General features: G+C 53.0%; 13 protein-coding genes. 4 read left to right on the forward strand and 9 right to left on the reverse strand.

The window, feature by feature from the left end:
• Positions 1–31 precede the first annotated feature (31 nt).
• Complete coding sequence (locus DYE26_RS06675; protein WP_036623094.1) at positions 32–850, forward strand: class I SAM-dependent methyltransferase; 819 nt, start codon at positions 32–34, stop codon at positions 848–850.
• Between the two features lie 381 nt (positions 851–1,231).
• Here the strand turns inward: DYE26_RS06675 and lpdA are convergent, their stop codons facing one another.
• The 4 genes from lpdA to pdhA are packed head-to-tail and all read right to left on the reverse strand — an operon-like array spanning position 1,232 to position 6,065.
• A complete protein-coding gene (gene lpdA, locus DYE26_RS06680) occupies positions 1,232–2,647 on the reverse strand; it encodes a dihydrolipoyl dehydrogenase (protein WP_036623095.1) in 1,416 nt (471 codons plus the stop codon).
• Between the two features lie 7 nt (positions 2,648–2,654).
• A complete protein-coding gene (locus DYE26_RS06685; protein WP_036623097.1) occupies positions 2,655–3,941 on the reverse strand; it encodes a dihydrolipoamide acetyltransferase family protein in 1,287 nt (428 codons plus the stop codon).
• Positions 3,942–3,967: 26 nt separating this feature from the next.
• Positions 3,968–4,948, reverse strand: a complete 981-nt coding sequence (locus DYE26_RS06690) for an alpha-ketoacid dehydrogenase subunit beta (RefSeq protein ID WP_036623099.1) — start codon at positions 4,946–4,948, stop codon at positions 3,968–3,970.
• Between the two features lie 49 nt (positions 4,949–4,997).
• Positions 4,998–6,065 (reverse strand): pyruvate dehydrogenase (acetyl-transferring) E1 component subunit alpha, encoded by a 1,068-nt coding sequence (gene pdhA / locus DYE26_RS06695; RefSeq protein WP_036623100.1) that lies wholly within the window; start codon positions 6,063–6,065, stop codon positions 4,998–5,000.
• Positions 6,066–6,260: 195 nt separating this feature from the next.
• On the opposite strand from pdhA, the gene DYE26_RS06700 reads away from it, so the two are divergent.
• Complete coding sequence (locus tag DYE26_RS06700; protein WP_036623101.1) at positions 6,261–6,989, forward strand: alpha/beta hydrolase; 729 nt, start codon at positions 6,261–6,263, stop codon at positions 6,987–6,989.
• Between the two features lie 95 nt (positions 6,990–7,084).
• On the opposite strand, the gene DYE26_RS06705 is transcribed toward DYE26_RS06700, so the two are convergent.
• A complete protein-coding gene (locus DYE26_RS06705; RefSeq protein WP_036623102.1) occupies positions 7,085–7,756 on the reverse strand; it encodes a trimeric intracellular cation channel family protein in 672 nt (223 codons plus the stop codon).
• A gap of 138 nt (positions 7,757–7,894) precedes the next feature.
• Here DYE26_RS06705 and DYE26_RS06710 point away from each other — a divergent pair, with 138 nt between their 5' ends.
• Together DYE26_RS06710 and DYE26_RS06715 are read left to right on the forward strand one after the other, a co-directional pair.
• Complete coding sequence (locus DYE26_RS06710) at positions 7,895–8,536, forward strand: thiamine diphosphokinase (RefSeq protein WP_036623104.1); 642 nt, start codon at positions 7,895–7,897, stop codon at positions 8,534–8,536.
• Between the two features lie 260 nt (positions 8,537–8,796).
• The gene (locus DYE26_RS06715; RefSeq protein WP_036623106.1) at positions 8,797–9,306 is read left to right on the forward strand and encodes a C40 family peptidase; all 510 of its coding nucleotides are present in this window, start codon (positions 8,797–8,799) and stop codon (positions 9,304–9,306) included.
• 66 nt (positions 9,307–9,372) lie between these two features.
• On the opposite strand, the gene DYE26_RS06720 is transcribed toward DYE26_RS06715, so the two are convergent.
• From DYE26_RS06720 to DYE26_RS06735, 4 genes are all read right to left on the reverse strand, one after another.
• Entirely contained in the window at positions 9,373–10,050 is a 678-nt protein-coding gene (locus DYE26_RS06720) for a response regulator transcription factor (RefSeq protein WP_036623107.1), read from the reverse strand.
• Between the two features lie 115 nt (positions 10,051–10,165).
• Positions 10,166–11,221 carry a ThiF family adenylyltransferase gene (locus DYE26_RS06725; RefSeq protein WP_036623109.1) on the reverse strand — a complete coding sequence of 352 codons (1,056 nt, stop codon included), beginning with the start codon at positions 11,219–11,221 and terminating at the stop codon, positions 10,166–10,168.
• A gap of 89 nt (positions 11,222–11,310) precedes the next feature.
• The gene (locus tag DYE26_RS06730) at positions 11,311–12,321 is read right to left on the reverse strand and encodes a hypothetical protein (RefSeq protein ID WP_036623110.1); all 1,011 of its coding nucleotides are present in this window, start codon (positions 12,319–12,321) and stop codon (positions 11,311–11,313) included.
• Positions 12,308–12,862: a hypothetical protein gene (locus DYE26_RS06735; protein WP_036623111.1), complete on the reverse strand. Its 555-nt coding sequence runs from the start codon at positions 12,860–12,862 to the stop codon at positions 12,308–12,310. Before DYE26_RS06735 ends, DYE26_RS06730 begins: the two co-directional genes overlap by 14 nt.
• Positions 12,863–12,871 lie beyond the last annotated feature (9 nt).

The raw sequence follows: 12,871 nt of genomic DNA on the forward strand, positions 1-12,871 counted from the left end.
TAAAATTTCATTGTCCGAAGGAGTGATTTCCTTGACCGGCCAGATTCGCCAAAATAACGTGGACCGTTTCAACGGCTTCGGAACGCTTTATGATCAGAGCCGTCCGCAAGCACCGGAAGAAGTAGCCAAAATTTTAACGATGTATTTGGGCCGAGCGCCTGAGCACGTTGCTGATGTCGGATGCGGAACCGGCCTCTCCACTATGATTTGGCTGAAGCATGCCGAGCGGGTCATCGGCATCGAGCCGAACGACGACATGCGCGAGGTCGCTTTAAGCCGTCTGCGGGAGACGGGTGCTCAGGAAAAGCTGACGTTCGTCCAGGGCCTCTCGGACCAACTCCCGCTCGAATCGGCTTCCGTCGATATCGTCACCTGTTCGCAATCATTTCACTGGATGGAGCCTCAACCAACGCTGCGGGAATTCGCTCGCGTACTGCGCCCTGGCGGCGTGTTCGCCGCCTATGATTGCGATTGGCCGCCGGCCATCGCCCCCGAACTTGAACAGGCGTACGAGCGGCTCATCGATTTTGCCGACCAGCGGGCCAGCGAACTGGCCGAAAGCGGCAAACAAGCGTACAAGTGCCCCAAAGACAAGCATTTACAGCAAATCCGGGAGAGCGGATGGTTTCATTTTTCCCGAGAGATCGTGTTCCACCATTGGGAAAGCTGCGATGCGTGCCGGTATGCGAATCTGGCCTTCAGCCAAGGTAGTCTGCAGACGGCGCTGAAATTAGGAGATGGCGAAGTTGCAGCAGCCGCGGAGCGGTTCCGCAACGAGGCGATTCAAGCATTCGGCGGCGAAACTCGGGAAATCCTGTTGAGCTACCGGATGCGGCTTGGCGTTAAGTAATGACTAAAAGGCCGCCGGAGGAATTTCGCTTCGGCGGCCTTTTTATGCCTAACCCCGGGTAATAGAGGTGCATAGTCGCAAAATTGCGGAGATTTTTTCGTGTTGTTTAGGGACTGGGTTTGGAAAAAGCGACGAGAAGCCGCCCCAAAAAACAAGGTCAAAAAATGCATTTATTCCAGCGAAATCGGTTCATTTAAGAGAAATAGAAAACATATGTCCCTATTTTGTAGGCAGGTTGTCCTACCCGGCCGGTCGGCTCCGGCAGACGCTGTCAAATTTCATAAAAAAAAGCAAGGCCAAAATTTCGGCCTTGCCCAAATATGCTTAGGAGAACACTTCCTCTTAGGAGGAGTGGAAAATCAATTGCAGTGCACCGCTGGATTAGCGAGCGATAACGTGGATCGGATGGCCTTCCACGAGTTCCGCGGTTTCCATCACGATTTCGCCCAGCGTCGGGTGAGCGTGGATCGTCAACGAGATGTCTTCGAGCGTTGCGCCCATTTCGACCGCGAGGCCCAGCTCAGCGATCAGGTTGGAAGCTTCGATACCGACGATTTGTGCGCCGAGAACAACGTTGTTATCCGCGTTAGCGACGATTTTGATGAAACCGTCAGGCTGGTTCAGCGAAGTTGCACGGCCATTGCCCGCAAACGGGAATTTGCCGGCTTTCACATTGAAGCCTTTTTCCTTCGCTTCTTTTTCGGTGTAACCTACGCTCGAGCATTCCGGATCGGTGAAAACAACCGCAGGAATCGCTTTGTAATCGACAACGGAAGGCAGTCCGGAAATCGCTTCAGCCGCTACCTTGCCTTCATAGGAAGCTTTATGCGCAAGCGCTGGGCCCGCTACGATGTCGCCGATCGCGAAGATTTTCGGGTTGCTGGTGCGCCCTTGATGATCGACTTTCACCAGACCGCGGTCAGTCAACTCCACGCCAGCCAGATCCAGGCCGAGATCTCCGTCCGTGTTAGGACGGCGGCCCACCGTTACGAGCAGGTAATCGGCGGTAATTTCTTTGCTTTCGCCGTTCACGGAGTATTTCACCGTTACGTTCTTATCGGTTTGCTCCGCGCTTTCGGCTTTCGCGTTCGCTACGATTTCAATGCCGGTTTTGGCCATGTTCTTAGCTACGAGGCGGGTCATGTCCTTGTCAAAGCCAGGCAGCACGCTGTCCATGCCTTCGATAATCGTCACTTTCGTACCGAATTTGGAGAACATTTGGCCCAACTCCGCACCGATATAGCCGCCGCCGATAACGACCAGGCTGCCCGGAATTTCTTGCAGCTCAAGAGCTTCCGTGGAGGACAGGATGCGTCCGCCAAACGGGAACGGCTTCAGTTCAATCGGTCGGGAGCCAGTCGCCAGAATACAGTTTTTGAAACGGTAACGCGGGGATTCGTGTTCATTGAAGCAGCGGGCTTCGCTGTCATTGATGAACATAACCTCGCCGCTGAATACTTCCACTTTGTTGCCTTTCAAGAGACCCGATACGCCTTGGGTCATTTTCTTGACGACACCATTTTTGAATTCTTGCGTTTTCTTAAAATCCACTTTAACGTTTTCCGCCGTAATCCCGAAAGCATCGGCATGTTGCGCGGATTCATATTGGTGCGCCGCCGAAATCAGCGCTTTGGACGGAATACAGCCGCGGTTCAAGCAGACACCGCCAAGCTCGGATTTGTCCACGATCAGCACTTTTTGCCCCAGCTGAGCAGCGCGAATCGCTGCCACGTATCCGCCTGGGCCTGCTCCGACTACCAGTGTATCAATATCAATAGATGCGTCTCCTACTACCATGATGGTATTACACCTCCATAACAAGCAGCTCAGGGTTGGCGAGCAGCTGTTTAATATAGTTCATCGCGTTTTGAGCCGTTGCGCCGTCGATCAAACGGTGGTCGAAGCTGAGCGACAAGGCCATAACCGGAGCAACAACGATTTCTCCGTCTCTAACGGCCGGTTTTTGGCTGATCCGGCCGGTGCCCAGGATGGCAACTTCCGGATAGTTGATGATCGGCGTAAAGAACATACCGCCAGCGGAACCGATGTTCGAGATCGAAATCGTGCTTCCCTTCATTTCGTTCGCGGACAGCTTGCCTTCGCGGCCGCGCAGCGCCAAATCGGAAATCGCTTCGGCGATCATCCAGATGCTCTTGCGGTCGGCAGCTTTCACAACCGGCACGATCAAGCCGTTGTCGGTGTCGGTAGCGATACCGATGTCGTAGTGTTTCTTGTAAACAATCTCATTGTTTACGTCGTCGATGGACGCGTTGAGCGCCGGATATTTGCGGACCGCCGCCACGAGCGCCTTAACGATGAACGGCAGGTAAGTCACCTTGATGCCTTTCTTCTCGGCAACAGGTTTCATACGGGTGCGGAAAGCCACCAGTTCCGTAACGTCCACTTCGTCCATGATCGTAACGTGCGGCGCGGTATACGCCGATTTAACCATCGCGTTGGAAATGGCTTTGCGGATGCCTTTGAACGGTACGCGTTCTTCTTCGTCGGCCACTGCGATCGGGGTAGGTGCCGGAGCCGCTGGAGCCGCACCGCTTGCCGCAGGCGCTGCCGAAGCTGCCGCAGGTGCACCGCCGTTCTTGAAGGCATCAACGTCTTCACGCGTAATTTTGCCGGCTTTGCCCGTGCCTGGCACTTGCGTGATGTCAATGCCCAGCTCGCGGGCGTATTTGCGTACGCTTGGCGTAGCCAATACTTCGCGGTTCGGCGCTGCAGGAGCTGCCGCTGCCGCCGGAGCCGCCGCACTTGCAGCCGGAGCGGCTTCAGCCGGTGCCGGGGCCGCCGCTTCCGGTTCGTCATGCGCCGGTGCGTCCGCTTGCTCCGGAATGTCGCCTTCCGCGTCGATCACGGCGACGACTTGGCCTACGCGGAACACGGCGCCGTCGGTGCCGAACACTTCCTGAACCGTACCGTTAACCGGACACGGCACTTCCACGACCGCTTTGTCGTTTTGCACTTCCATAATGATATCTTCGTCGGTTACTTTGTCGCCCGGTTTGATGTGCATTTTAATAATTTCGCCTTCATGCAAACCTTCCCCAAGCTCAGGGAAACGATATTCAAATTTAGCCACCGTAAATGACCTCCTATTTCGTCGAATTAAAATTCAAGAACTTTGTTGACGCCGTCGATGACGCGAGCCGGAGACGGAAGCCATTGATCCTCGATTTGCGCGAACGGATATACGGTATCCGGCGGCGCAACGCGAAGCACTGGAGCTTCCAGGTGCAAAATCGCTTTTTCGTTGATTTGCGCGATCACTTCCGCGGCGATGCCCGCGGATTTTTGCGCTTCCTGTACGACGATGGCGCGGTTCGTTTTCTTCACCGATGCGACGATCGTGTCGATGTCGAGCGGCACCAGCGTGCGCAGGTCGATAACTTCGGCTTTGATGCCTTTGGTTTTCTCCAGTTCTTCCGCCGCTTTGACAGCCGTGTGAACCATCAGCCCGTAAGCGATGATCGTGACGTCGGAGCCTTCGCGAACAATGTTCGCTTTGCCCAGTTCAACCGTATAGTCCTCTTCAGGCACTTCGGCGCGAAAAGCATGGTACAAGTTCAAATGCTCCATGAAAAACACCGGGTCGTTATCGCGGATGGCCGAGATCAGCAGGCCCTTCGCATCATAAGGATTGGACGGAATCACCAGCTTGATTCCCGGAGTTTGCGCGATCAATCCTTCCAGGGCGTCAGTGTGCAGCTCCGCTGCTTTGACCCCGCCGCCGAACGGCGTGCGGAATACGACCGGCGCATGGTAACGTCCGCCGGAACGGTAACGCATCCGCGCCGCCTGCACCAAAATTTGGTCGAGCGCTTCAAAAATAAAGCCGACAAACTGAATTTCCGCTACCGGACGGAAACCTTGAATCCCGAGGCCAACCGCCATGCCGCCGATCGCCGACTCGGCCAGCGGCGTATCCATCACGCGCTCTTCCCCGAATTCTTTTTGCAGACCTTCCGTTACGCGGAACACGCCGCCCACATGACCTACGTCTTCGCCGAAAATCAGGACGTTCGGATCACGCTTCAGTTCCACGCGGAGCGCGTCGCGAATTGCTTCTTTCATATTCATTTGTGCCATTCTATATATCCTCCTCTTTAGAACGATCTGACTAGATTAGACTCTAACCTTATTGAAAATCGGCTTTTTGCTCTTCCAGATGCTTCGGCGTTTTCTCGAACATGCTGTCGATCAAGCCAGGAATCGTCATTTTTTCCGTTTGTTCCGCTTTTTTGATCTGTTCGTTAACGGTCGCTTTGGCTTCGTCTTTTACGCGAGCCGTATCTTCTTCGGACCACAGACCTTTTTTCTCCAAATATTTGGCGAGGCGGGCAATCGGGTCTTTTTCGCTCCATTCCCCTTCTTCTTCTTTCGTCCGGTACTTGGAGGTATCGTCGGAAAGGGAGTGCGGACGGAAACGGTAAGTTACCGCTTCAATCAAAGTTGCGCCTTCCCCGTTGCGCGCACGTTCAGCCGCTTCGCGAACGGCGGCGATGACGGCAAACACGTCCATGCCGTCGACTTTCACGCCGCGGATCCCGGCCGCAACGGCTTTATGAGCAATGGACAAAGCAGCGGTTTGTTTCGAGAACGGCGTGGTAATCGCGTAACCGTTGTTTTGCACAAAGAAAATGACCGGCAACTTGAAGGCCCCAGCATAGTTCAATGCTTCGTAGAAGTCGCCTTCGGAAGAACCGCCGTCACCCGTATAAGTAATGGCCACATGTTTTTGCTTCTTCAATTTGTAGCCCATCGCGATGCCCATGGCATGCAAAACTTGCGCGCCGATAATGATTTGAGGCATAAGTACGTTGACGCCTTCCGGAATTTGTCCGCCATGCTGATGGCCGCGGGAATACAGGAAAGCTTGATACAGCGGCAGACCGTGCCATACGAGCTGCGGCATATCGCGGTAGCCCGGGCAGACGAAGTCGTCTTTTTCCAAGGCAAATTCGCTGCCGACCATCGTCGCCTCTTGTCCGGATACCGGAGCGTAGAAACCAAGGCGGCCTTGACGGCCCAAGTTAATGGCGCGTTCATCCCAAGTGCGGGTGAATACCATGCGGTACATCAGTTCTTTCAATTGATCGTCGGAGAGCTCCGGCAGCTTATCTTTGTTAACGATTTCACCGTCCGGCGACAGCACGGACAAAGCTTCGACTTCCTCCGTATATACTTCATAAGGAATCTTGCTCATTTTTTTCACCTCGACTGAAAATTTGATTATCTTGTTCCTCTGTTATAGAATTATTATACTCCTGTTTCATTCTCAAAGTCAAAGGAATTAAGGAGAATTGTGTCATATTTTTATTTTTGTTTATATAACAGTTTTTCGAAAATAATATAACACAACCCCATTTAACCCATCATGACAAGGAGCGTGTAACAAAGCATGACGGATTCGCGTTATTTGAAACGAACCATTATTAAGGAGGAAATCGACAGCAAATACTTGGGGGAAAAACGATATCTTCGTATTTACCTGCCTCCCGGGTATAACGAAATCTTGAGTTATCCTGTCGTATACTGTCAGGATGGCGAAGAGTTTTTCAATTTCGGACGTATTGCCACGCACGCCAACCAGCTGATCCTCGACGAAGGGATCGATCCGTTTATCATCGTCGGCGTGGAAGTGGATACGAAAGTGCGCACCGAGGAATACGCCCCGTTCGGCAACCGTTTTGACGCTTATACCCGCTGTTTCACGGAAGAAATTATTCCCTTCATTGAACGGAATTATCCGGTTCGGCGCGAACGCGAAGAAAGAGTCCTGGCCGGCGATTCGCTGGGGGCGACCGTCTCCCTCCACTTGGCTATGAAAAATCCGGAACTGTTTTCCAAAATCATCAGCTTGTCCGGAGCCTACTATGGACCGTCCCTCAAACTGCTGGCCCAAGAAACGGACTTGTCCTACCTGTCCTTGTTTATGGTCGTCGGGCTGCAGGAGGATCATTACACGACCGACACGGGCACCTATAATTTCGTCGAATTGAATCGCCAGGCCAAAGCGCTGCTTGAGGAACGGGGAGCCAGGATCGTCTATACCGAAAAAGACGGTAAACATTTATGGGGCTTTTGGCAGCAAGAGCTTCCCGGAGCGCTCGTCCATTTCTTGAAATAGCGCTTTCAAAACAAACGGACGCCAAAATCGGAACAACAGAGGCCGTCTTAATATAGTAGGAAACTATTTCGGACAGCCTCTGGTTGTTTTTTTATTTAATTGCGGTGAACCGACCCGGAAGCGGCGACATGCTCGCTTTTCGGCAGCTCGGCCGGAGTTTCGGGCCTTTTGAGCGACCGGCGCGGCAGCTTCCATTTGTAGTGGACGGATAACATGCGAAAAAATACGACGATCGCAAACAGCAAAATCAGTTCCATCGTGGATTTAAAAAATCCAAAGCCCACGGCAAGCCCGGCCAGCATCGCCCATACCGCGTAAATCTCATCGCGCAGCACCAGCGGTTTGCGTCCGGCGAGCAAATCGCGGATAATTCCGCCGCCGATCCCCGTCAGTACCGCCGCTACGAGCACCGCGCTCATCGGATGCTTCATTTCCGTGGCATACAGCGCCCCTTGAATGGCAAAGGCGGACAGGCCGATGGCGTCAAAAAACACCTCCGCCCTTTTCCAATGCCGGATCCACGGCAGCGGCAAAATAAAGGCTACCAGCACGGACAACACCGCCAGTAAAATCAAGTCGTGTTGCCCCCACAGCGTTGTAACCGGGATGCCGATGAGCACATTGCGCACGATTCCCCCGCCAAACGCAGTAACCAAGCCAAGCACCATAACGCCCAGGATGTCGTATTCCTCTTCCATCGCCACAAACGCTCCCGACATGGCAAATGCGATCGTTCCGATGATGCTGAAAATGTCAAATATGTGCATTCTATTGTACTCTTCTGCCCTCTCTTTCGCCCCTTGTGCCTGCATCATCATTTTAGGCCTCTGTGCCAAAATTGTGTAGTCCTCAAATTTGAATTATACTACATGAACAAGGGATTCAACCAGAAAGGAAGAAAAGAAATGGCTGGAAAGCGCGTGCTCATTTTTGCGGGCGGACGCATCGATCCTGATGTATTACAGGATATCCAAGCGGATGATGTGTTGATCGGCGCCGATCGGGGCGCTTTATTTTTGGTAGAGCATGGAATCCGGCCGCACCTGGCGGTCGGGGATTTCGATTCCGTCAGTCCCGAGGAACTGGACAATATTAAACAGAACTGTATGGAGCTCATCGCCTGCGATCCCGTCGACAAGGACTTGACCGATACCGAGCTGGCCTACAACCTGGCATTAAAGCAACAGCCCGCGGAAATCTTGATGACCGGCGTCATCGGGACCCGGCTCGACCATACGCTCGCCAACGTGCATATGATGCTGCGCGGCCTGCAGCAGCAAATCCGTACCGACATTTGGGACAAGCACAATTACATAACGTTAACCGGTTCGGAATGCCGGATAACGGATCGCGGTTATACTTACGTTTCCCTTCTCCCGCTTACACCCGAAGTAACGGGAATTACGCTTGAAGGATTTTTGTACCCGCTGGACAATGCCAGCTTGCGTATAGGCCAATCGCTGGGTATCAGCAACCGTTTGACGGGGCCTGAAGGAATTGTCCGGGTTTCAAGCGGTCTTTTGCTGATTATGCAAAGCAAAGATTAAATGAAAACAATTTTGTAACCTTTTTGATCGTTTGCATGAAGTCGAAAAAACCCTTGATCCTCAAGGGTTTTTTCTTTGTAAATTGCAAAATCCTGCTTTTTTTCTTAAAAATCTGTAAACTTTAATGATATTTTAATAAATGCATCCAAACTATGAATATATCAGGTTTTTAGGAGACTATGCCATATATTAGGAGGTAACATTTCTGTTATACTTCTCTACGAACCGGTTGAAAAACAATAACTTTGGAGGTATACAACATGAACATGCGCAGCATATTCCAAAAAGTATTGACGGTCGGCATTGTGTCCACCATCGGTTTCAGCACTCTGCTTGCCAGTGGGGCTGAGCCTGTACAAGCCCAGTCGGCAACCAGCACGGCTGTTTCGAAAGGATCGCAAATCGTTAACTTCGGTAAACAATTTATGGGTACGCCTTATAAATTTGGCGCTTCTACTTCGACAACAAGAGTTTTTGATTGCTCGTCATTTATGAAGTACATTTTTGGACGGTACGGCGTTGACCTGCCCCGGACTTCCGCCGCTCAATCGAAAGAAGGCTACGCGGTTTCCAAATCCAATCTGAAGCCAGGCGACCTGGTGTTCTTCTCCAGCGGCAGCCGCGCAAACGGCCATAACGTGACTCACGTCGCCGTTTACATGGGAGGCGGTAAAATTCTGCATACGTACGGTAAACCGGGCGTGACCATTTCCGACCTGAACTCCGGAAACTGGAAAAGAACTTACCTGAAAGCCCGCCGCGTCCTGTAAACTTTAATCGTACCAGTGCAATTCACCCTTTATCCCGGCAGCCTCTCTGCCGGGATTTTTGTCTTTTCATTGCAGCATATATCCCGTTCCGCGCACCGTGTGCAGCAATTTTTGCGTTTGCCCGCGGTCGATTTTTTTGCGCAAATGACGTATATACACATCGACTACGTTCGTCCCGGCGGCGAAATCGTAACCCCATACCTGCTGCAAAATCATCTCCCGGCCGCATACCTTGCCTGCCCGTTTTAACAAAAACAGCAGCAAATCAAACTCCTTCGGCGTCAGCTTAACCTCTTCGTCCCCGCGATACACTTTGCGGCTTTTTAGCTCCATCCGCAAATCCCCATAGCTTAGCTCAGTAAGCGAACCGTCCCCGATCCGTTTAAACATCGCGATCAGATGACCGGCCCGGGCATACAGCTCGGCGATCGGGACGTCGATACTTACGACGTCGTTTGCGCCGGCCGCAAACCCGCTCACGACTTCATCCGTGTTCCATTCGCGCAATAGAAGGATGAGCGGGTAGGCGGCAAACCGGCCAACCTGCTGCAAAATTTCCCCCGCGGATAGATCCGGCAAATCCGTTCCCAGCAGCACCAGGTCCGGAAACTCGTCTTCGAGATAACGGACCGTCTCTTTTCCGTTACGATGCTGTGCGACTTCATACCCCGCCTCTTCCAGCCCAAGTCTTAACCGTTCCCCCGCGGAAGGATCCGCCAAGGCCAACAGCACCTTCCTTTTCATTTTCGCCCCAACCACCTTGCCTGCAAATGCCAATCCTATTTAATAAGATGATCAATCTTCGCAAAAACCATTCCAAAGGCCTTTGGGGGTTGGGGCTTTTGCCGTTCTTCGGACTTTACCCCAAAAAGCGGTCATAGATTCCTTTGGCTTCCACCGGATCTTTCGTGCCGTGAATCAGGGCCCGTCCGTCCTCAAACAAAACCAGACGCCGTTCTCCGATCGTGTAGGACAGCAGAAACGGATTCACTTCCACTTTGCCTTCATTTAACCGGCTAAGCGTTGCCGCCATATCAGGCAGGTTCAACCGGCGCTTTTGGGCCGGACGGATCTGAACCGTATCCCTGCCGCAGAGCACTTCCGTTTTTCGGTGGCTCGCCGCGGATAAGTACGGAAAGCCGGGGTGCGCACCGCAGGAAGGACAGTCTTCCCGTTTGGCGGAAGCCACCTTAATGGAAGCTTGTTCGTTGCGCCACAAATCAAAGGTCAACAGCGTTCCGCGCAGCGCTTCCGGATGCCCGGTCAACAGCTTTAACGCCTCCGTTGTCTGATGGGCCACAACCATTTGGACCGCCGAAGGGATGACGCCGACCGTATCACAGGTTTCGCCGCCCATGGGGATGCTCCCCAGCAAACAGTTCAAGCAGGGCGTCACTCCCGGCAAAACCGTAAACGTGATGCCGTAGCTGCCGACGCAGCCTCCGTAAATCCACGGAATCCGGTACTTTTGCGAAATATCGTTGATCACCATCCGGGTATCGAAATTGTCCGTGGCGTCCATAATCAGATGCACCCCGGGGATAAGCGCCTCCAGTTCTTCGGGGCCCACATCCGTCACCAATGCCTCGATCTCAACCGTACTGTTGATCGCCTTTAGCCGCTCGCTCGCCGCGACCGCTTTCGGCACTCTTCCGGCGGCATCCGCTTCCGAAAACAGCTGCTGCCGCTGCAAATTGCTCCATTCGACATAATCGCGGTCCGCGATAACGACATGCCCCGCACCAGACCTGGTGAGCGACTCGGCGATCCCGGTTCCGAGCGCTCCCGCGCCGATGATCAGCACCTTCGCTTTCCCCAGCATATTTTGGCCATCGGCGCCGATCGGAGCAAAAAGCTTTTGCCGCGAATAGCGATCGACTTTATCCCCCGGTACTGCGGTATCCTCTAACTTCATGAAGGTATCCTCCCCATAATCCGCCTGGATGTGTATATAGCTAATTTTATCATCTAGGCTGCGGATTGTAACTTAGGGAATCCACCCACTTAGGGAGTTACAACCCCCGATCTGAAGCATTTCGCCTGAAAATATCCGCTTGCCGCCGCCGCCCGCTCTCCGGGAAACACCTCGCTAACCTCATAATCGGCACTGCTCGCTTCCGGACAAGTGTCCCGGAAATAATACTTAAGCCCGTTTCTCCTATTCACTCCGCCAAGTACGGCATCGCTTCTCACCAGGCGTCCGCCGCCCAACGCATAATTGTTGTAGTAGCGGTCGCCGATCGGTATGCCTTGCAAAAACACAAGCACCCCAACGTCGTCCAGCGTATTGCTCCATTCCTCCTGTGAAATGACCGGCAGCGTGAACGTATAATGAACGCCCTTCTTTAGGGCAAACTCATTATGTCTATGGATTACCTTTGCCAGATCCTCCTCGATACTGTGCACAATGGCCGTGCGCCGCACCTGATCAAACCGTTCATCGTCTTGAAGAAGCGGAATCGTAAGCTCCGATTTCAGTTCGGTTTGCAGTCCGTCCTCCCACTCATCCAAACCGGAGTCGTGTGCTGTTATATGCCGGTCCAGTGTAAAGGAGACATAATTGCCGAAGGCATCCGCGTATGCGTAAGGCTTCTTGAGGCTCCATCGGTGCGTCATCTCGGGACTGCCGTCCGCATCGGCAGACTCCGCCGCCGCATAAATCGAGTATCCGTCATAATCTATAACGACGATGGCAGGTATGTATACCAGCAAAGCCTGCTGGGCCAGCGGGTCATCCGTCACCCCAAAATGAATGTACAAGCTTTGCAGCAGCACGGAAAGAGCGCGGTCTTTATCGGCGCGCATCCATTTTTGCGAACCGTACCCGCTTTCGTATCGTTGGAGCTCGTTGAGGTTCAGCGCGCTGCCGCCATCTTGGGCGGCCGTTCTCAGCGCCGTCGTATACCGCGTTTCGAGCATGTTCGTCTCGCGGATATTTTCGGCATGCAAGCTGCCGAGCCAAAGGAACGGGCTGACGATAAGCACAAACACGACCGCCCAATCAGTAATCTTCATTTAATACCATTCCTCCGTAGGACAACACATCTTTGTAACCCGCTGCCGTCCCGGTTCCATATAAAAATTCGGAGAGCACGTCATACGGCGAACGGGACCGGGCCTTTACGGTAACGCTGAAAAAATCTCCCGCCTGCAGCGTGTACTTCACTTGCTCTTCGCCGGCTGCCGCCCGGTTCTCGCTAAACAGAACGCCTAGGATATCTTCGGTGTAATAGGCGTCGTAAACGACGCTAAACCGGTCTTGAAACGTGTCCGGATCGGCCGGATCGCCGTATTCGGGGTGATATTTTTTGTGCCGGTGTTCAAGCTCAATATCGTAAAGATTTCCTTTGGCTTCCAGGCTGCGGGTAAATTGCTCGTACATCACCGGTGAGATATACCCTTTCGTACGAACCGCATCGGCAAACTCGGTCAAGGCGTGATAAGCCGACATATAGCGGATATCCGCTTCCCTTTGCGCCGTTTGAACGGCCGGAAACAAGTACAGCAGCAATACGGCGAGCAGCGCGGACGCGATTTTGGACAAAGCGTTGGTCATATTGAACGT

Source organism: Paenibacillus macerans (assembly GCF_900454495.1).
GTDB lineage: Bacteria > Bacillota > Bacilli > Paenibacillales > Paenibacillaceae > Fontibacillus > Fontibacillus macerans.

Bases quoted from the DNA above. Each gene is read 5' to 3' on its own strand.
- lpdA (WP_036623095.1), bottom strand. From the start codon at position 2,647: ATGGTAGTAGGAGACGCATCTATTGATATTGATACACTGGTAGTCGGA.
- DYE26_RS06725 (WP_036623109.1), bottom strand. From the start codon at position 11,221: ATGAAGTTAGAGGATACCGCAGTACCGGGGGATAAAGTCGATCGCTAT.
- DYE26_RS06700 (WP_036623101.1), top strand. From the start codon at position 6,261: ATGACGGATTCGCGTTATTTGAAACGAACCATTATTAAGGAGGAAATC.
- DYE26_RS06705 (WP_036623102.1), bottom strand. From the start codon at position 7,756: ATGCACATATTTGACATTTTCAGCATCATCGGAACGATCGCATTTGCC.
- DYE26_RS06710 (WP_036623104.1), top strand. From the start codon at position 7,895: ATGGCTGGAAAGCGCGTGCTCATTTTTGCGGGCGGACGCATCGATCCT.
- DYE26_RS06735 (WP_036623111.1), bottom strand. From the start codon at position 12,862: ATGACCAACGCTTTGTCCAAAATCGCGTCCGCGCTGCTCGCCGTATTG.
- pdhA (WP_036623100.1), bottom strand. From the start codon at position 6,065: ATGAGCAAGATTCCTTATGAAGTATATACGGAGGAAGTCGAAGCTTTG.
- DYE26_RS06690 (WP_036623099.1), bottom strand. From the start codon at position 4,948: ATGGCACAAATGAATATGAAAGAAGCAATTCGCGACGCGCTCCGCGTG.
- DYE26_RS06715 (WP_036623106.1), top strand. From the start codon at position 8,797: ATGAACATGCGCAGCATATTCCAAAAAGTATTGACGGTCGGCATTGTG.
- DYE26_RS06730 (WP_036623110.1), bottom strand. From the start codon at position 12,321: ATGAAGATTACTGATTGGGCGGTCGTGTTTGTGCTTATCGTCAGCCCG.
- DYE26_RS06720 (WP_036623107.1), bottom strand. From the start codon at position 10,050: ATGAAAAGGAAGGTGCTGTTGGCCTTGGCGGATCCTTCCGCGGGGGAA.